Here is an 18,993-nt window from a genome sequence, read left to right as displayed (position 1 = left end):
CTTCTTGGCTCTCAAATCCTAAGTCTGATTAAGTGAAAAAATCCCTGCTTTTTATCAATGGAACGCCGCCGGAAGTTTTGCCGCAGGTTACCGGCTATGATTTAATCGGCTGTACAGACGGTGCGTTTCATTATCTGAAGGCGAAAAATTTTCCGCTGGAGGAGTTGAATTTTATTTCGGGAGATTTCGATTCCTGGGAGAGTCTTCCGGAGGAAGAATTTGCGGAGAAAATCATTGAAACGCCAAATCAAGACTTCACGGATTTTCAAAAAGCGCTGCAGATTTTGGAGGAAAAAGGCGCAAAAAGCGTGGATGTTTTCGGAGGCAGCGGAAAGGAAATGGATCACTTTTTGGGAAATCTTTCGGCCGCGTTTCAGTTCAAAGACAAAATGAACATCCGCTTTTTCGATGAGTTTTCGGAATATTTTTTTGCGCCGAAGCATTTGGTAATGGAAAATGTTTCAGGCAAAATGATTTCGCTTTATCCGTTTCCAACGGCGGAAAACATCACCACCAAAGGTTTGAAATGGCCATTGAACAATGAAAACCTGAGCCAGACCGGAAGAATAGGCACACGAAATCTGGCGGTAGAGAATTTGGTGGAAATTTCGTTTGAGAGTGGCGCTCTGCTGGTTTTCATCGGGAATGATTAATTTTACCGCCAATGCAAAAACAGAGAATTTACATAGATACATCGGTAGTTGGCGGGTATTTTGATGAGGAGTTTAAAAATCCGACCGAGGCTTTTTTCGAAAGGGTTTTTCAAAGAGAAATCGTTTTGATTGTATCGGATTTGTTGGTATCAGAGCTTCAGCCTGCACCTGAAAGAGTGCGGAATTTCTTTGACAATTTTGAGAATGATTTTTTCGAAAAGGTACGGGTCAATCAAGAGGTAAAAGCATTGGCATTGAAATACTTGGAAGCTAATGTTGTTGGAAGAACGAGTTTGGCAGATTGTGAGCATATTGCAATGGCCACAATTTCCGGAGCAGATGCGTTGGTCAGCTGGAATTTCAAGCATATTGTAAATTTGAACAGAATCCGTGGCTACAATGGTATCAATTATCAGCTGGGCTATAAAATGATAGAAATTCGTTCACCCAAAGAATTATTGCATTATGGATAAATCGATTGAAAAAAAACAGAAGATAAGTATGGTGAAATTGTTGAGGGAAATCCGTGACAAGATGAGCCTTGAAATGATGGATATGACTTTTGAGGAACAGCGTGAATATCTGGATAAAAAACTGGAGGGTACAATGTTCGACAAAAAGCTAAGAGAAAAGCCGCAGGATAAAACTTTTTCACCAAATTTGCAGATTTAAACCACGCGATTTTTTACGATGAAGATAAAGTATTCCGAACTGATTGACCAGACACTGTACTTCCCAACGGAGGAATTTCACACCGAGGAGAACAACCTGTTTTTCCACGATATTCCATTGATGGAAGTGATTGAGGAGTTTGGTACGCCATTGAAAATCAGCTATTTACCGAAAATTTCTCAGAATATCAACCGGGCTAAAACCTGGTTTAAAGAGGCCTTCGAAAAGCACGATTATCAGAAGAAATACACCTATTGCTACTGCACGAAATCATCGCATTTCAGCTTCGTGCTGGAGGAAGCGCTGAAGAACAGAATCAGCATCGAAACTTCGTCGGCATACGATATGGACATCGTGAAATCCCTTTACAATAAAGGGAAATTCGGGAAAAGCATTGAGGTAATCTGCAACGGTTTCAAGACGGATGATTATCTCGATAAAATTTCTGACCTGATAAACGACGGCTTCGAAAACATCATCCCGATTATCGATAATTACCGCGAACTCGACAGATTGACGGAGAGCATCGATAATACTTTTGACATCGGCATCAGAATAGCTTCAGAGGAGGAGCCGAAGTTCGAATTTTATACATCCAGGCTGGGCATCGGGTACAAGGACATCATCCCGTATTATTCGCAGAAAATCGCGGAGCATCCGAATGCACGGCTGAAAATGCTTCACTTCTTCATCAACACTGGCATCAAGGATACGGCGTACTACTGGAATGAGCTTTATAAATGCCTCAGGGTTTATGCCAGGTTGAAGAAAATCGCGCCAGAAGTGGATTCGCTAAATATTGGCGGTGGCTTCCCGATAAAGACCTCGCTGAATTTCGACTACGATTATCAATATATGGTGGACGAGATTGTCTCTCAAATCAAAAAATTCTGCGAGGAGGAAGGCGTAGAAGAGCCGAATATTTATACCGAGTTCGGAAGTTTCACAGTGGGAGAGAGCGGTGCGAATCTTTACCAGGTGATTTCCCAAAAACAGCAGAACGACAGGGAAAAATGGAATATGATAGATTCGTCTTTTATGACGACTTTGCCCGATACCTGGGCGATTTCCCGCCACTTCATAATGCTGCCGATAAACCGCTGGGATGATACTTATGAGCGCGTTTTCCTGGGCGGATTAACCTGCGATTCCGACGATTATTACAATTCCGAGCAGCATACCAATGCGATTTATCTGCCGGTTTTCAGCGACACGAAGCCTTTGTACATCGGCTTTTTCAACACCGGTGCTTATCAGGAAAGCATCAGCGGTTATGGCGGCGTACACCACTGCCTGATGCCGCAGCCAAGGCACATCCTGATTGATAAGGATGAGGACGGCAACTTTATTTATGAAATCTTCCGTGAAAAGCAGGAGCCGGAAGATGTGCTGAAACTGCTGGGCTATTGATAAGTATAATAAGTTCTATAGTGATTAAAATTCTTGTTGGACTTTACAATTAAGAATTCCTTTCTTAATATTTATAGTAAGATGAATATTGAGCCTTTACTGAAAAATATCTCGAAACATGTTATTTTAAATGACACGGAGATTGAATTGGTATCAAATTTTTGGCGTGAGAAAAAAATAAATCGCGGAGAATATATTTTAAGAAACGGAGAAACCTGTAAATACGATTCATATATTTTAAATGGTGCCGTAAAAGCGTTTTACATTGATAGCGGGCGGGGTACTGAAAAAATTCTCTTTCTTGGAGTAGAAGATTGGTGGGCATCAGACATTCATAGTTTTTCAACAAATACCAAATCAATCTTTAATATCCAAGCAATAGAAAATACAACACTACTTCAAATTTCTCAAAATAGTTATGATAAAATGATATTGGAGATTCCAAAACTTGAAAAGTATTTTAGAAAAATTCTTGAAAGCTATCTAGGCACTTTACAGAGAAGAATTGTTGCTAATAATACACTCTGTGCCGAAAAAAGATATTTGGAATTTATTATACAATATCCAAAGTTAACAGAACGATTCCCTCAATACCTTATTGCTTCATACCTTAACATATCACCGGAAATGCTTAGCAGAATAAAAAATAGACTTCCATTGAACTAAATCAATATTTTCAAAAAAACTTTCGAATAATTTCGCAGAGAAAAATCAAAACTATGCGAAAAATTTTAATTGTAAATTCCAGCACAAGAATCCATGCTTCTCAAAGCAGAGCTATGACAGGTTTTTTTCAGGAAATATGGAAAATGAACAATCCAAACGATGAGTTTATTTTTAGAGATGTAGGTTTACAGCCAATTCCTCATATTGATGATAATTGGATAAAGGCTGCATTCATCAAACCGGAAGATAGAACCATTGATAATCAAAAACCGCTCGAGCTTAGTAATTTATTAGTTGATGAAATAAAAACCGCTGATATTTATGTAATCGGCGTTCCTATGTATAATTGGTCTATACCAAGCTCTTTGAAAGCGTATATCGACCAAATAATGAGAATTAATGAAACATGGAAGTTTCGCTCTGGAGAACCTGACGGTGATTATGTTGGCTTACTGGAAGATAAAAAATTATTTGTGCTATCTGCCCGTGGTGATAATGGGTATGCATCTAATGAACATAATGCCCATATGAATTTTCAAACTACCTATCTTCAAACGGTTTTTAAGATTATGGGTGTTGAAGATATTAAAATCTTCTCCATTGATAATGAAGAATATGGTGGCGAAAAGTTAGAAAATTCTCGGAAAGAAATTTTTGCTAAAATAGCTGATATAAAATATTGATTATCCTTCACGCAAAATATTTTAAAGTAAAAGGTTTCAGGATTTTCACCCAAAAAACCTTTCCAGCTTCCCAACTTCCAAATCCGCGAAATCATCCACGACGATATTGGCAAGGGCATAATCCTGACCCTTGCTGTGCGGGCTTCTGTACGCCGCGCAGAAAATTCCGGCACGGTGGGCCGCCAGAATTCCGTTGGTGGAATCTTCGATAACCAGACAGTTTTCCTTCGCTTCGGAGGCAATTTCCGCAGCCTTCTCGAAAATCTCTGGGTGCGGCTTTGATTCCCGTAAATCCGCACCGGAAATTTTGCCGATGAAAAAGTCGCCTAGCCCAAAGCGTTCAAACACCCAGTCAATCGTCGTCATACTCGCTGAAGAAGCCAGCACCAGCCTGATGCCGTGCTCAAAATAATGCTCAATCAGCTTTCGCACGCCAGGCAAAAGGTCAAAATCTTCATCGTGGTCAAAACAATGCTTGAAGTACCGCCGCTTAATTTCCGCGATTTCCTCCGGCGATTCCTGCAGCCCGAATTTCTCAATCAGCGCATTGCACACACGCTTCGTGGAAGCACCGGTGAAGGTGGCGTAGAACTCTTCCGAAACCTCAATCTTCAGGTCATCAAAAGTGCGGAAATACGCCTTCCGGTGCAGCGGCTCGGTATCCACAATCACCCCATCCATATCGAAAAGCACGGCTCTCAGCGGCATCGTCAGAATTTTCCTGCAAAGGTACGGCAAATCGTAATTTCAAAGAAGATGAGGCGATTTTTAGTTTTGGCGTGCCGCTGCACTTCGGTCGTTTCGGCGCTCGCTTCGCTCGCGCGCTCCACTCCCTTCGTTTGCGTCGGGCTATCCGCTGCAAGTCCTCATTTCGCTGCGCTTCATTGCGGGCTTTCCGCTACTATCCCTCACGCGAAACTACGCTCAGTTTAATTATTAATTTCCCCCAACTCCAAAATCCTTAAAACTTTTCTTCCCTACCTTTGTAGAAAATACCTTTATGAAAAAACTTCTTCATTCAATCATCGCAATTACCGCCCTTTGCAATGTGGCGTGCTCAACTTCGAATATGGAAACAACACCGATAAAATACACCGCACAAACCAATCCCTATCTGGCTCCGGCTGGCAGCGCAAGTATGCACGCCGACGGGCACTCCTCCGATGCTACGCCGGCGAAAGGCCCAGGCGCTACGGAATGGGATATTCAGTTTTTCAATCTCGAAGGCACCTGCCCAACCGTGATGGTAGGCACCGATGGTTTTATCCTGACGATGAACACATCGCCAACCCGTGAATTTCCGCCGAGAGTCTTGCTACTCGATCCGGAAACTGGCGAAGTCCTTAGCAAAATTTCCGTGGCACAGGGCTCGCTGCTTGGCGGCACCTATGCCTATATGGATCACAAAAACCGCGTGGTTTTGGTGGATGGCAATTCGCAGCTTTTGCGCATCGCTCACAGTAATGACGGTAAAAAATTGTTCATAGATGAGCAGACCGACCTTTCAGAATTTATGAAACAGGTGGAAGGCGATGCCGCAACTTCCCTGATGCCCGATTTTAAAGGCAGAGTTTGGATCGGCACAGGAAAAGCCCGCGTAGCAATGGTGGATGAGAACGGCAAGGTGCACGGCATTGACCTTGGCAGCAAAGAAGAGACGATTGATAATTCCATATCCACAGCGCCGGAAGGTGTGGGCGTTACCACTTCGCACGCGATGTACCTGCTGAATGTGGATGAAAACGGCGCGCCAAAAATCCTTTGGCGCAAGGCTTACGACCGTGGCTCTCACCGCAAACCAGGGCAGTTGTCCTGGGGTACAGGTGCTTCGCCGACATTTTTCGGAACGAACGGATCGGATTTCGTGATGCTTACCGACAATGCCGACCGTCAGGAAAATCTCATCATACATCGCACCAAAGACGGCGAAATCCTGCACACCACTGGCATTTTTGAGCCCGGTGCTTCTGGCACGGAATGCTCGATGATTGGCGTCGGCAATATGGTAATCGGCGAATCCACCTATGGTTATCCGTACCCTGCCTATCCGGAAAGCGCGGGCAAATCCGTTCCGGAAAATGCGCCTTTCGCACCCGGACTTGCACGCTGGGACATCACGCCAGGCGGACTTCAGCTAAAGTGGAAAAAAGACATCTACTCAGCCACCGTTCCACGCCTGGCTTGCGGCGATGGCATCGTGTATCTCTATGAGCGCAAACCTGAAAAAGATGGCAAGCTCGGCAAAGTTTTACAGGCAATGGCAGTGGATGCGGCAACCGGCGAAATCCTGCACGCACAAAGCATTCCTGGCGATATTGACGGGCAGGGCTTAGACCCGATTCAGATGGTGGGCGTCATCACGGAAGACGGTGTTTGGTGGCAGGGCACCCTGATGGGAATGCTGCGGATAAAAGCGAAGAAGAAGTAGGAATATTATATTTTTTGGGCGTGCCCGGTCTTTTGCTGCCAACGCCAAAGCCTTTCAGCAAAAAACCGGTCGGGCTATCCGCTGCAAGTCCTCATTGCGCTATGCTGCATTGCGGGCTATCCGCTACTATCCCTCACGCATTATTGCCGCGGGAAGACCTGAATAATCTTTTTTATTTTTGCCAAATCTTCTAACTTTTGTACATTGAACCTTAAACTTTTTAAACCTTAAACCCGAAAACGATGACTTACGCCGGAATTCCTGAAGAAAATGCCACGCTGGAAAATTCAAAAGTGATGCTGCTTACTGTGCCTTACGACGGCACATCAACCTGGGGAAAGGGCGCCGATAAAGGCCCGGAGCTTTTCCTGGATGCATCCGAAAATATGGAGCTGTACGACATTGAAACCAGTACGGAGCCTTACCTGGAAGGCGTTTGGCTTGCCGGGGAAGTTGCCGAAAATTCTTCGCCAGAAGCGATGACCGATGCCGTTTACCAAAAAACCAAGGAGCTGTTGCAGCACGATGGCAGGCTGTTCACGCTTTTCGGCGGGGAGCATTCCGTGTCGATTGGCTCTATCAGGGCTTTTGGCGAGAAATACCCTGACCTTACGGTGTTGCAGCTGGATGCCCATACGGATTTGCGGCCGGAGTTTCACGGCTCGGCTTGCAATCACGCCTGCGCAGTTTTCGAAGCATCGCAGAAGCTGAATTTGGTGCAGGTGGGCATCCGTTCCTGCGACATCGAGGAAATGCAGTTCGTGAAGCCGGAAAATATGTTCTGGGCGCACGACATCGCGAATGATGCCAACTGGATTGAGGGGGTTTTGGAGCGTGTTTCTGGAAATGTGTATATTACGATTGATTTGGATGCCTTCGATCCTGCCATAGCACCATCTACCGGAACGCCAGAACCAGGCGGCTTGCAGTGGTACCCAGTACTTGAATTGCTGAGGAAAGTTTTCGAGAAATGTAATGTGGTAGCCTTTGACATCGTGGAGCTGATGGATTCTGCAATGCCGAAGCCTACGGCATTTCTCGCCGCAAAACTCTATTACAAAATGCTGGCGTACTACCATAAAGCAGGTGGCCGAAAGCTTTAGGCAGGAAGAATCTTTGTAGAATTTAGCGTCAACATTAACCTTATTAACCGTTTTTCCTTGAAAAACCTTCTTCCAATGGATGGCGATGCGGTTTATTTCGGGAAGGTGTTTTCCGAGGAGGAATGCGAATTTTGGATGGATTATCTGCTGAGGGAAATCCCGTGGAAGCACGATGAGGTGCTGATGTTCGGCAAGACGATTTTTACCAAAAGAAAAGTGGCGTGGTTTGCCGATTGGGAAATGGAATATCGCTATTCCGGGAAAACAAGGCGCGCGGAAATCTTCCCGGAAAAATTGCGGGAGCTGAAAACTGCTGCCGAAGAAATTTCCGGTGCGAAATTCAATTCCTGCTTGCTGAATCTTTACCAGGACGGCTCCCAGGGAATGAGCTGGCACAGCGATGATGAGAAGGAAATGCTGCACAGCACGGGCATTGCAGCGCTGTCGTTCGGTGCGGAGCGGAAGTTTGTTTTCCGCCATAAAATCACGAAGGAAAAAGCGGAGCAGGTTTTGGAAAACGGCAGCCTGCTGCTGATGAAGGGCGATACGCAAGAATTCTGGCAGCATTCCTTACCAATTTCGAAAAAAATTAACGCACCGAGGATCAGCCTGACTTTCCGTACCGTCGCCAAGATTTGAAAAAGTTTTCCACAATATTTGCAGAATTGGAATTTATTCCTACTTTTACAGCATAAACGAAAATTAAATTATCAAGATGAAAAAATCATTCGTAGTTTCTGCATTGGCATTGGCAATGTCTTTCGGCGCGGTTTCTTGCAAGAAAAAAGTAGATACCGTGGCGCTGCAAAACCAGGCGACAGAGATGGTAGCCGGTAATCCTAATGCAAGTGTAACTGTAGACCAGAATGGTGTGGCTCACCTGCAGGGTACTTTCTCGTCTGCTGAGGAGCGCGATGCGGCGATCAGTCAACTGAAGGGTATCAAGGGTATCAAGGATGTGATGGATATGACGACGGTGGCAGAACCTGTTCAGACTGCTTCTGCGGTGGACCCTGCAGTTCAGCAGCGCGTACAGGACGCAGTGAAGGACTACCCAGGCGTGAAAGTGGAGGTGGTAAACAACGAGCTTACTCTTACAGGAAATGCCACGCCTGAGCAGGCAAGAAAAATCAAGGAATCTGTAGATGCCTTGAAGGTTGGAAAAGTTAACTATAATTACGAAGTAAAATAATGAGCGCACTACAGGACAAATACGCAAGCGTGATTTCTGCGGCTAAGACTGCAGGCATCACCGGCCTACAGGTACAGGAGCAGGACGGCATTCTATATGTTTCCGGAAACGCGGCGAACAGCACGGCGAAGGATTCCGTGTGGAACGCTTTGGGCGCCATAGATCCTACATACACTGCCAACGATATCAACCTGGATGTGCAGGTTTCCGGCCTGGCTTCCGGCACCAACCTTACCGTGGCTACCGAAGAATCCAACCTGAATATCCGCAGGGAGCCTTCTACAGAAGCCGATGTGGTGGCAAAAGCCGCTAAAGGATCGCTGGTAACGCTGGTAGAGCAAACCTCTGACGACTGGTGGAGAGTGAAAACTTCCAACGGCGAAGAAGGCTACGCATATGCGCGCTATCTGAAAGCATAAAAATTCAATTTTTTCTTAATGAATTTCCTTCTGCAGCGGCAGGAGGATTTTTTTTAGCAAAACTCGATGAAAATTCCTTATTTTGTATCGAATTATTATTTATGAAATCTCAGAACAAACTCTTTTGGGCTATCATTATTGCTTTAGTTCTTGGTGTGGCCCTGGGCGCGGTAGTCCATTTTTATCAACCTGAAACTGCCGACAGTTTCTCGAAAAATATTAAGCTGCTCGGCGTAATATTCATACGCGCGGTACAGATGATTATTGCACCGCTGGTTTTTACTACGCTGGTGGTGGGCATAGCGCGGATGAGCGATATGAGCATGATCGGCAGGGTAGGCGGCAAGGCAATGCTTTGGTTCATTACGGCATCGGTGGTGTCGCTTTTTATCGGGCTTTTACTTGTCAACTGGATGGAGCCGGGAAAGGTGATGAATCTTAGTATCGAGGATACATCTGGTGCAGGTGAGCTCATTTCTCATACCAAATCTTTCAGCCTGGAGGATTTTGTAAACCATGTAGTGCCGAAGAGTGTTTTCGAGGCATTAGCTGTGAACGAAGTTCTCCAAATTGTAGTATTTTCCGTAATGTTCGGCATCGCGCTCGCCAGCCTCGGCCAGCATTATTCTAAGCCAGTAGTAGAATTTCTTGACATATGTGCGCAAGCCATCCTGAAAATGGTAGGCTACATTATGTGGCTGGCACCGCTGGGCGTGTTTGGCTCTGTGGCGGCAATTGTCGCTACTAAGGGCTTTGAGATCTTTACCGTTTACGCCGTTTATCTAAGGGATTTTTTCTTCGGGCTGCTAGTGCTCTGGCTGGTGCTGATGCTTGCGGGGTATATCATCTTAGGAAATAGGTTGTTCTCGCTTCTGCGCCACATCAAGGAGCCGCTGCTGATCGCATTTTCCACCACCAGCTCGGAGGCAGTATTCCCAAAGCTGGTGGAGGAGCTGGAGAAATTCGGCTGCAACAAACAGATAGTCTCTTTCATTCTGCCACTGGGCTATTCTTTTAACCTGGACGGGAGTATGATGTATATGACTTTCGCCTCCATATTCATCGCGCAGATATACGGTATCGAGATGAGCATTGGCCAGCAGATAGTGATGCTCCTCGTGCTGATGCTCACTTCCAAAGGCATCGCAGGGGTGCCGCGCGCCAGCCTCGTTATCATCGTGGCTACCTGCTCCATGTTCGGAATCCCACCGGAGGGGATTGCTTTGATTCTCCCGATCGACCATTTCTGCGATATGGGCAGGAGTATGACGAATGTCCTCGGCAATGCCCTGGCCACTACCGCAGTCTCCAAATGGGAAGGCGAGCTCGCCGAAGAGATGGCATAAGCTGATGCGCAGCCCATACTTAAAACTGCATAATATTACTTAAATTTGTAACAGTTAAAAATTACAATGCTTACAAAGTCCAGAGTACAAGAATTCTTAAAAGAAATAGAGGTCGATGACCTGGTAAAAAACCTCCAGGTAATGGGCGATGATGTTTACATCGACATGACGGCGCACTCCCCCGCGATGCACGAGAAGAAGAAGCTGGAAGTCGCGATGAAACAAGCTTTCGCCAGCGAGTTTGGGGAAGATGTGGTGCTGAAGCTTAAAATCATCTCCCCGGAGCCTACGGAAGTCCAGCAGAATCAAATCAAAGGAAAGCAAATTCCCGGCATACAGAACATTATTGCCATCGCTTCCGGCAAAGGCGGCGTAGGGAAATCTACGGTGGCGGCTAATCTTGCAGTAACGCTGGCCCAAATGGGCTTCAAAGTCGGCCTTCTCGATGCCGACATCTACGGTCCATCCATCCCAACTATGCTAGATACCGAGGGCGGTAGGCCTCTCTCTGTAGAGGTGAACGGCCGCAAACTGATGCAGCCAATAGAAAACTACGGCGTAAAAATGCTTTCCATCGGGTACTTTTCGGGAGCAAACCAGGCGGTGGTATGGCGCGGCCCGATGGCAAGCAAGGCTCTGCACCAAATGATCCGCGATGCCGACTGGGGCGAGCTGGATTTCCTGCTGATCGACCTGCCCCCGGGCACTGGCGATATCCACCTTTCCATAATTCAGGAGGTGCCGGTAACCGGCGCAGTAATAGTGAGTACGCCGCAGCATGTAGCCCTTGCGGATGTGCGCAGGGGTATAGCGATGTTTACAATGGAAAGCATCAATATCCCCGTGCTTGGCCTTATAGAAAATATGGCTTACTTCTCACCTGAGGAACTGCCAGAGAACAAATACTATATCTTCGGCCGCGGCGGCGCACAGTATTTGGCAAATGATCTCGGCATCCCGGTACTGGGCGAGATACCGCTTATCCAAAGCATACGCGAAGCAGGCGACTTCGGAAGGCCGGCTGCCCTGCAGGAGAATAGTAAAATTGCAGAAGTTTATAAAAACACAGCAAGGAAGATGGTGGAAAGCCTCGTAGAAAGGAATAAAAATCTGCCACCTACAGAAGCTGTGAAAATTACCAATATGGCGGGCTGCTCCCCCAAAAAATAATTGCAAAAAATGAATACTGAAACCCTTACCGGGCGCGTGATGAATGCCCTGGAAAACGCAAGACCTTTTTTAAATAAAGACGGTGGCGATATAGAACTCGTCCGCGTGGAAGGAACCAAAGTTTTCGTGCGGCTGATTGGGAACTGCAACGGCTGCCCGATGAGCTTTTCAACCATAAAGCTTGGGGTAGAAAATATGATAAAGCAGCACGCTCCGGAAATTACCGATGTCATCGAGACTGGCGAAGTCTGAATAAGATAATAAAATCCAAAGGCTCAGCGTAAGTGCTGAGTTTTTTTATACTCATTTTAAATAAAATACTTTCTGGTGTTTTATTTAAAAAACTTCCTTAACTTTGTTGAAGAAAGCAATGAGCATATTATCCAAAACTTGTGAGTATGCGCTGCGCGCCGTGATATTTTTAGCACAGAGATCCGCGGAAGGCAGGCGCTACAGCGCTGCAGAAATTGCTTCCGACACGGGCGCATCCGAATTCTTTGCAGCCAAAATCCTGCAGAATCTCGGGAGGGAGGGTATCATCAGCTCTGCTAAGGGACCGCGCGGCGGATTCTTTATGACAGAAGAAAATACTCGAAAGTCACTGGGAGATGTGGTGCGGGTGATAGACGGAGAAAGTCTCTTTGCGCAATGCCTGCTCGGCCTGCCGCATTGTTCGGATAAAAATCCCTGCCCTATGCATCGGGATTTTAAACCGATACGGCAGCAGATCATCGCGATGATGGATGGAGTGCCGCTCGCCAGGTTTGTGGAAGATGCAGATTTGCAGACTACATTTTTGAAATTGAAAAAATTAACATAATGAAAAAATCATTTATTTTGAGTGCAGCAATGGCAGCCCTCCTCGGTACTTACTCTTGCAAGGAAAATAGCAGCAATAGGTCTGCCTCCGCTCCAGAAGACATAAAAGTGGAAGGCGAGGCGATTACTCATAAAAGAGTGGCACCCCCATTTCTGCCAGAGCCAGTGGGCGACAGACCTGCGAGAAAGGTGGTAGTGCGTATGGAGACTATAGAAAAAGTAGGCGAACTTGCTGACGGTACCCAGTACACTTTCTGGACTTTCGACGGCACGGTGCCCGGAAGTTTCCTGCGCTTCCGAGAAGGGGATGAGGTGGAGCTTCACCTTAAAAATAATGAAAACAGCACCCTGCCGCACAATATAGACCTGCACGCTGTAAACGGCCCCGGTGGCGGCGCCCAGGCGACTTTCGTGGCACCCGGAACCGAGAAATCTTTTACCTTCAAGGCGATGAACCCCGGGCTGTACATCTACCACTGCGCTACGGCGCCGGTAGGGATGCATGTAGCCAACGGGATGTACGGGCTTGTGCTGGTAGAGCCGAAGGGAGGCTTGCCCAAAGTGGATAAGGAATTCTGCATCGTGCAGGGAGATTTTTATACCAAAGGAAAGTACGGCGAGAAAGGGCTCCAGGAATTCGATATGGCCAAGGCTCTCGACGAGAAACCTGAATATGTGGTGTTCAACGGGAGCACCGGCGCGCTGGTAGGTAAGAATGAGCTCCAGGTAAAAACAGGGGAGACAGTAAGGCTATTCGTGGGGAACGGCGGCCCGAATCTCAGCTCGGCATTCCACGTCATCGGTGAAATTTTCGACAAAGTATATGTGGAAGGCGGCGACCTCATCAACCATAATGTCGGCAACACGATGATCCCAGCAGGTGGCGCGGCCATTGTGGAGTTTAAAGCTGATGTTCCCGGTGAGTATGTGATTGTAGATCACGCCTTGTTCCGCGCATTCAACAAGGGGGCTTTGGGTAAAATAAAAGTCACCGGACCGGAGAATCCGAAAATATTCAATGCTGCGGGTGATAAAAAAAGTTCCGGGTATTGATAAGGAAAAATGAGAAATTTTCTGCTGGTATTTTTCGCCCTGCTGCTCCAGGGTTGCAGTGATAAATCCGGAAATCCACTGCCCGAGCGGCGGGAGCTGCAGCCCGCACATTCCGACAAGCCTATGAAAGTGGTGGAGGCGGGCAGCTATAAGGGTTTCTTTGGCAAAGATTCAGCAAATACAATTCAGGTAAAAGGCTTCCAGATGGACGAAAGCCCTGTGACCAATGCTGAGTTTCTAGAATTTGTAAAAAAAAATCCGCAATGGGCGAGGAGCAAAGTTTTGAGAATTTACGCAGACTCCACTTACCTCAAATCTTGGCAGGGAGATTTTGAACTGCCAAAGGACAAAGATAAGAACGCACCGGTGACCAATGTGTCCTGGTACGCAGCAAATGCCTACGCCAAAAGTGTTGGCAAGAGGCTCCCGACCATAGATGAATGGGAATTTGCAGCGATTGCGGATGCAAACCGGAAGGATGCCTCCAAGGATCCGGAATTTACAAGATATATCCTGAGTACCTATGCCCAGAAGATGGAGCCCGGCAAGCCTGTAAAATCCGGCAGACCGAATTTTTATGGGCTTTATGATATGTACGGCTTGGTCTGGGAATGGACGGAGGATTTTAATTCCGTGATGGTGAGCGGAGAAAGCCGTGACGATAAGGTGCCGAACGAATCTCTCTTCTGCGCAGGGGCGGCCGTCACCTCCTCCGATCTGGAAAACTATGCTGCATTTATGCGGTTTGCGCTCCGCGGAAGCCTCCGGGCAGACTATTGTCTTAATAATCTGGGGTTCCGGTGTGCGAAGGATTTGAACGAAAACTGATATGAAATTTTTAAAATACTTAATTTTATCCTTAACTTTGATAGCCTGCCAGCGCAAGGACCACGGCATCCCCGCGGATTCTCTGTACCAGGTAAGCTCAAAATGGGAAACGCAGAATGGGGAGAAAATTCGCCTGGCAGACTTTCGGGGCAAGGTGCTGGTAGTATCGATGATCTACACCTCCTGTACCACGGCTTGCCCGCGCCTCACGGCAGAGATGAAGGCGCTTTGGCAGAAAGTGGGGGTGAAGGATCCGGAGAGGCTTCAGTTCGTGCTCATCTCCATTGATCCAAAAAATGATGCCCCAGAGGCGATGCAGAAACACCTAGAGACCTACGGCCTTGCAGGCAGCAACTGGACATTCCTGCGCGGGAGCGAGGCGGATACGCGGGAGCTGGCAAATATAATGGCGGTAAAGTACAAGGAAATAAGCCCGATGGAGTTTTCGCACAGCAACATAATCACTGTGTATGCGAAAGATGGGAGGCTAGCCTATCAGCAGGAGGGCCTGGATAAAGATAGCGAAGAAAAACTCGTAAAAGAAATAAAAAACCAACTTAAAACCAGATAAAATGAAGAAACTTGTGATGATGGCAGCCCTCGCGGCTATGACTGCAGTGAGCTGCTCGAAGAAAGAAACCCAGCCTACGGAATCCAATGTAATGCTGGAGGAGCCAAAACCGGAAACGGCACAAAATGGAGAAATGGCATCAGAAGGTGCCGGCACCCCCGAGGCGGAAGGCGAGGCGCTGGTAAAGGGCTCAGACTGCCTTTCCTGCCACAAGGTGGATACGAAACTGGTAGGCCCATCTTATCAGGATATTGCGAAAAAATATACCGAGGCGGATACGGAAATGCTGGCACAGAAGATCATAGAAGGCGGCCAGGGGCACTGGGGCGATATTCCGATGACGCCTCACGCCGGGCTTAGCAAAGAGAATGCTACCAAGATGGTGCAATATATCCTTTCACTGAAATAATTTTAATGATAAAGAAGCGGCAGATAAAATTCTGCCGCAGTTTTTTTGCAGAAAATTCTTACGATTTAATTTTTTTTCTGATAAATGAAGCGAAACGAGAACCTGATCCCTTTTTCCCGAGACCACCACTACGGCCTGCTCTGCGTCTGGAAAATTCGGCAAGGAATCCGCAAAAATGTGGAGAGCGACCGCATACGGGCATATGTCCTATATTTCTGGAAAGAGCATCTGGAGGAACATTTTAAACTGGAAGATGATCTGCTGCCGGAAATTCAAAATTCCGAAATGAAAAATATGATGGACGCTGAGCATGCGGAAATCCGCGAGCTCATTAACAAAATCTCAGCCTCCGCAGATTATGATTTGCTGGAGAAATTTGCGAAGAGCCTTCAGCAGCACATCCGTTTCGAAGAACGCAAACTCTTCCCCGAGTACGAGGACTCCCTGAGTGAGGAGCAGCTGGAGGGGATAGGAAGGCAGCTCGCGCAGCAGCATCACCCGCACGAGGATGCGTATCCCGACGAGTTCTGGCTTTAATTTTCCTGAACAATACCGGCAGCCAGGCGGTGCAGGCTATGGATGATGCCGTCCGCCACGGAGATCTTCGGTACAAAGATTTTGTTAATGTCCGCCCACTGCATCACGCTCACGAAGATCTTCAGCGCCGGTACAATCACATCCGCCCGATCTTCGCGGAAGTTGTATTTGCTCATACGCTCCTCCACAGTCAGCGGGGAGATCTCCCGGTAAAAATTCTTCAGCGTAGAGAGTGCCATAGGTTTGCCTTCCTTCGTTTTGCTCATACTGAAGATTTTGTTGATATTCCCTCCCGAGCCTATTGCCACCACAGGTTTTTTACTGTTGATATTCTTGCGGATTTCCTCCTTCATTTCCTTCCACATATCATCCGTCACCAGCCCGTTCAGCAGGCGTATCGTCCCGATATTAAACGAGCGTTTGTACCTCATCGTATTGTTTTCGAAGAAGGTAAGCTCTGTGGAGCCCCCGCCCACATCGATGTATAGATAGGCATTTTGCGTATCCATCGCCTCGGCAATCTGGTTTTCAAAAATGAGCGCCGCCTCCTCGTCTCCGGAAATTATTTCTATGTTAATGCCCGAGGTCTCCAGCACTTTTCTGCGGATTTCCTCTCCGTTCGCAGCATCCCGCATCGCTGAGGTGGCGCAGGCGCGGTAGTTCTCCACTTTGTAAATCTTCATCAAATCAGAGAAGACCTTCATTGTGTCCAGCACCATCTGCTCCCGTTCCTCGCCTATATTGCCGTATTTAAAAACATCCATTCCCAGCCGCAGTGGTATCCTGAGGAGGTTCAGCTTAATGAATTCCGGGGCGGAATCCGGCGATTGTTTCACCTCGTTGATCAATAGCCTTGCCGCATTACTGCCGATATCAATTGCTGCCAGCCTCATCTTTCAGTTTGGATTTCAGATAGTTATAGGTTTCAATCTGCGAGCGCACTTCAGATTCTCCCTCTTTACGCTTCACATATCCGTTTTTCAGGTTATTGTCCAGTATCCGCGCTTTTACATTGTCTTTTAGCTGAATTTGCAGGATGTCTATCAGTTCCTTTTTAAGATTTTTCTGGTTAATTTTTACCGCAGCCTCTATGCGGTGATCCAGGTTGCGCGTCATCCAGTCGGCAGAGGAGATGTAGACATCCTCATTCCCGCGGTTGTAGAAATACATGATCCTTGCGTGCTCCAGATATTCATCCACGATACTGATGGACTGGATTTTAGATTTAAAATCTTTCTGATTTACAGCGCAATAGATGCCGCGTACTACCATCTGTACTTGCACCCCGGCGCGTGCTGCCTCGTACAGCTTGCGGATGCAGTACTTGTCGCTCAAGGAGTTTACCTTTACGATGATGTGCGCCTTCCTGCCGGCTTTCGCCTCGGCAATCTCCCGGTCGATGTATTCATAAATGCTCTCCCTCATAAAACGGGGACACACCAGTAGATTTTTGCAGCCTTGCAGGTATTTTTCCGGATCTTCCTTCGGGTGCCGCAGCGCATCAAATACCTTGTTGATGTCTGCCATAATGCGCCTGTCGCTGGTCATCAGCAGGTGGTCGCCATAGATGCGCGCAGTTTTCTCATTAAAGTTTCCGGTGCTGATGAAGCCATACTGTATGGTCTTGTTATTCTGCCTTTTTTTGATGATGCAGAGCTTGGCGTGCACCTTCTTATTCGGAATGCCCGTTAAAACCTTAATGCCCTCAGGCTCAAGGATTTCCTTCCACATCAGGTTGCTTTCCTCGTCAAATCTCGCGCGCAACTCCAGCATTACGGTCACATCCTTGCCGTTCCTAGCGGCGTTAATTAAGGCATTGATAATCTTAGAGTTAGAAGCCAGCCGGTAGGCTGTGATTTGTATTGATTTCACATCAGGGTCCATCGCAGATTCCCGCAGCAGGTCTATTACCGGGCGATAGTCGTGGTACGGGAAGGAGAGGAGCACATCTTCCTTCAGGATTACCTCCGTTATGCGGTGGTCGTTCGGGAATTTGGGGTGGAGGAAGGGGCGGCGCGCCTCATTTGCCGGTTCTTTGGGGAATACCTCGGGGAAGTCCATAAAGTGACGGAAATTGTGGATTTTTCCTCCCGGGATGATGCTGTCCTTTTTGGTTAAATTCAATTTCCTTATCAGGAATTCCAGCAGCGCCTTGTCCATATCCTTATCGAAAACGAATCGCGTAGGCTTGCCGCGGCGGCGGTTTTTTATCCCCTTTTCTATCTTCTCGGCTAGGTTGGTTTTAATATCATTATCCAGGTCAAACTCCGCATCCTTGGTCACTTTGAAAGCGTGCGCTTCAAAATCATCAAAGCCAAAAAATCCGAAGATTTCAGGCAGCATAAAGGTGATGACATCCTCCAGCAGCATCACATGCTTTTCCCCGTTGTCGGTAGGCAAAAGCACGAAGCGCCCGTTGAAGCGGGAGGGAACCTCGATAATGGCGAAGCTGCTCTCGTATAGCCACTCTTTCTTGCGCATCGCCACGCCGAGGTATAGGGATTTATCCCGCATATAGGGCATCGGCTTGTTTTCGCTGAGGAGAATCGGCACCACATTGCTTTCCACGCTTTCGTCGAAATATTTTTTTACGAAAACTTTCTGCTCCGGCGTCAGCTGCTTTGGTGTGCGGATGAAGACGCCCTGCTCCGCCATTTCCTGCTGGATTTGCTCCCAGGTAGTGCTGAAATTTTTCTGCTGGGCGATGGCTATGTCGGTAATGCCTTCGAGGATTTTAGAGGGCGCATCGAAAAAGGATTCCGCCCAGTGTTTGTCCTTTATTTCCAGGGCGCGTTTAAGGCCGGCGACTCGCACGCGGAAGAATTCATCAAGGTTGTTGGAGAAAATTCCCAGAAAGCGGATGCGCATCGGGAGCGGTACCGTAGGGTCCATCGCCTCCTGCATCACCCGCTCATTGAACGCCAGCCAGGTGATATCCCGCGGATTAAACTGCTCTGCCATTAGATAACTTTTGCGTAAAAATACGCTTTTCTTTTAGAGTTACGGTTTTAGATAATTAGAAATACAAAATTTT

At 47.2% G+C, this 18,993-nt stretch carries 23 protein-coding genes; 20 read left to right on the top strand and 3 right to left on the bottom strand.

Annotated elements, in window-relative coordinates; genetic code table 11:
* Positions 1-32: 32 nt before the first annotated feature.
* The 6 genes from IMZ16_RS03160 to IMZ16_RS03135 all read left to right on the top strand — a co-directional run bounded on the left by IMZ16_RS03160 (position 33) and on the right by IMZ16_RS03135 (position 4,084).
* Positions 33-653 (top strand): thiamine diphosphokinase, encoded by a 621-nt coding sequence (locus IMZ16_RS03160; RefSeq protein ID WP_193440458.1) that lies wholly within the window; start codon positions 33-35, stop codon positions 651-653.
* Between the two features lie 11 nt (positions 654-664).
* Positions 665-1,126: a PIN domain-containing protein gene (locus IMZ16_RS03155; RefSeq protein ID WP_193440457.1), complete on the top strand. Its 462-nt coding sequence runs from the start codon at positions 665-667 to the stop codon at positions 1,124-1,126.
* Positions 1,119-1,325 (top strand): hypothetical protein, encoded by a 207-nt coding sequence (locus tag IMZ16_RS03150; protein WP_193440456.1) that lies wholly within the window; start codon positions 1,119-1,121, stop codon positions 1,323-1,325. Before IMZ16_RS03155 ends, IMZ16_RS03150 begins: the two co-directional genes overlap by 8 nt.
* Positions 1,326-1,343: 18 nt before the next feature.
* A complete protein-coding gene (locus IMZ16_RS03145; protein WP_073180159.1) occupies positions 1,344-2,735 on the top strand; it encodes a type III PLP-dependent enzyme domain-containing protein in 1,392 nt (463 codons plus the stop codon).
* 81 nt (positions 2,736-2,816) lie between these two features.
* Positions 2,817-3,401, top strand: coding sequence for a Crp/Fnr family transcriptional regulator (locus IMZ16_RS03140; RefSeq protein ID WP_193440455.1), 585 nt, complete (start codon positions 2,817-2,819; stop codon positions 3,399-3,401).
* A gap of 53 nt (positions 3,402-3,454) precedes the next feature.
* Positions 3,455-4,084 (top strand): FMN-dependent NADH-azoreductase, encoded by a 630-nt coding sequence (locus tag IMZ16_RS03135; protein ID WP_193440454.1) that lies wholly within the window; start codon positions 3,455-3,457, stop codon positions 4,082-4,084.
* A 45-nt stretch (positions 4,085-4,129) separates the two neighbouring features.
* On the opposite strand, the gene IMZ16_RS03130 is transcribed toward IMZ16_RS03135, so the two are convergent.
* Positions 4,130-4,792 carry an HAD family hydrolase gene (locus IMZ16_RS03130; protein WP_193440453.1) on the bottom strand — a complete coding sequence of 221 codons (663 nt, stop codon included), beginning with the start codon at positions 4,790-4,792 and terminating at the stop codon, positions 4,130-4,132.
* A gap of 292 nt (positions 4,793-5,084) precedes the next feature.
* On the opposite strand from IMZ16_RS03130, the gene IMZ16_RS03125 reads away from it, so the two are divergent.
* The 14 genes from IMZ16_RS03125 to IMZ16_RS03060 all read left to right on the top strand — a co-directional run bounded on the left by IMZ16_RS03125 (position 5,085) and on the right by IMZ16_RS03060 (position 15,959).
* Entirely contained in the window at positions 5,085-6,512 is a 1,428-nt protein-coding gene (locus tag IMZ16_RS03125) for a hypothetical protein (RefSeq protein ID WP_227411555.1), read from the top strand.
* A gap of 242 nt (positions 6,513-6,754) precedes the next feature.
* Positions 6,755-7,615, top strand: coding sequence for an agmatinase (speB, locus tag IMZ16_RS03120; RefSeq protein WP_193440452.1), 861 nt, complete (start codon positions 6,755-6,757; stop codon positions 7,613-7,615).
* 57 nt (positions 7,616-7,672) lie between these two features.
* A complete protein-coding gene (locus IMZ16_RS03115) occupies positions 7,673-8,254 on the top strand; it encodes an alpha-ketoglutarate-dependent dioxygenase AlkB family protein (protein ID WP_227411554.1) in 582 nt (193 codons plus the stop codon).
* A gap of 76 nt (positions 8,255-8,330) precedes the next feature.
* Positions 8,331-8,807 (top strand): BON domain-containing protein, encoded by a 477-nt coding sequence (locus tag IMZ16_RS03110; RefSeq protein WP_193440451.1) that lies wholly within the window; start codon positions 8,331-8,333, stop codon positions 8,805-8,807.
* On the top strand, positions 8,807-9,226 hold the full coding sequence (locus tag IMZ16_RS03105; RefSeq protein WP_193440450.1) for an SH3 domain-containing protein: 420 nt from the start codon (positions 8,807-8,809) through the stop codon (positions 9,224-9,226). The genes IMZ16_RS03110 and IMZ16_RS03105 overlap by 1 nt, the downstream gene beginning before the upstream one ends.
* A 101-nt stretch (positions 9,227-9,327) precedes the next feature.
* Entirely contained in the window at positions 9,328-10,572 is a 1,245-nt protein-coding gene (locus IMZ16_RS03100; protein ID WP_193440449.1) for a dicarboxylate/amino acid:cation symporter, read from the top strand.
* Positions 10,573-10,638: 66 nt separating this feature from the next.
* The gene (locus IMZ16_RS03095) at positions 10,639-11,742 is read left to right on the top strand and encodes an Mrp/NBP35 family ATP-binding protein (RefSeq protein ID WP_193440448.1); all 1,104 of its coding nucleotides are present in this window, start codon (positions 10,639-10,641) and stop codon (positions 11,740-11,742) included.
* Positions 11,743-11,751: 9 nt separating this feature from the next.
* Entirely contained in the window at positions 11,752-11,994 is a 243-nt protein-coding gene (locus IMZ16_RS03090) for a NifU family protein (protein WP_073180138.1), read from the top strand.
* A 118-nt stretch (positions 11,995-12,112) separates the two neighbouring features.
* Entirely contained in the window at positions 12,113-12,562 is a 450-nt protein-coding gene (locus IMZ16_RS03085) for an RrF2 family transcriptional regulator (RefSeq protein ID WP_227411553.1), read from the top strand.
* Positions 12,562-13,614, top strand: coding sequence for a copper-containing nitrite reductase (gene nirK, locus IMZ16_RS03080; protein ID WP_193440447.1), 1,053 nt, complete (start codon positions 12,562-12,564; stop codon positions 13,612-13,614). The genes IMZ16_RS03085 and nirK overlap by 1 nt, the downstream gene beginning before the upstream one ends.
* Before the next feature lie 9 nt (positions 13,615-13,623).
* Positions 13,624-14,442 carry a formylglycine-generating enzyme family protein gene (locus IMZ16_RS03075; RefSeq protein ID WP_073180134.1) on the top strand — a complete coding sequence of 273 codons (819 nt, stop codon included), beginning with the start codon at positions 13,624-13,626 and terminating at the stop codon, positions 14,440-14,442.
* 1 nt (position 14,443) lies between these two features.
* Complete coding sequence (locus tag IMZ16_RS03070; protein ID WP_193440446.1) at positions 14,444-15,013, top strand: SCO family protein; 570 nt, start codon at positions 14,444-14,446, stop codon at positions 15,011-15,013.
* Position 15,014: 1 nt separating this feature from the next.
* Positions 15,015-15,422, top strand: a complete 408-nt coding sequence (locus IMZ16_RS03065; RefSeq protein WP_193440445.1) for a c-type cytochrome — start codon at positions 15,015-15,017, stop codon at positions 15,420-15,422.
* An 84-nt stretch (positions 15,423-15,506) separates the two neighbouring features.
* Positions 15,507-15,959, top strand: coding sequence for a hemerythrin domain-containing protein (locus tag IMZ16_RS03060; RefSeq protein WP_193440444.1), 453 nt, complete (start codon positions 15,507-15,509; stop codon positions 15,957-15,959).
* Here IMZ16_RS03060 and IMZ16_RS03055 read toward each other — a convergent pair.
* Entirely contained in the window at positions 15,956-16,852 is an 897-nt protein-coding gene (locus IMZ16_RS03055; RefSeq protein WP_193440443.1) for a Ppx/GppA phosphatase family protein, read from the bottom strand. The genes IMZ16_RS03060 and IMZ16_RS03055 overlap by 4 nt on opposite strands.
* The gene (gene ppk1, locus IMZ16_RS03050; protein ID WP_193440442.1) at positions 16,833-18,920 is read right to left on the bottom strand and encodes a polyphosphate kinase 1; all 2,088 of its coding nucleotides are present in this window, start codon (positions 18,918-18,920) and stop codon (positions 16,833-16,835) included. The genes IMZ16_RS03055 and ppk1 overlap by 20 nt, the downstream gene beginning before the upstream one ends.
* Between the last annotated feature and the right edge of the window lie 73 nt (positions 18,921-18,993).

It is taken from the genome of Cruoricaptor ignavus (assembly GCF_014961145.1).
Lineage (GTDB): Bacteria > Bacteroidota > Bacteroidia > Flavobacteriales > Weeksellaceae > Cruoricaptor > Cruoricaptor ignavus.
This window is presented reverse-complemented; position numbering and strand designations above follow the sequence as displayed.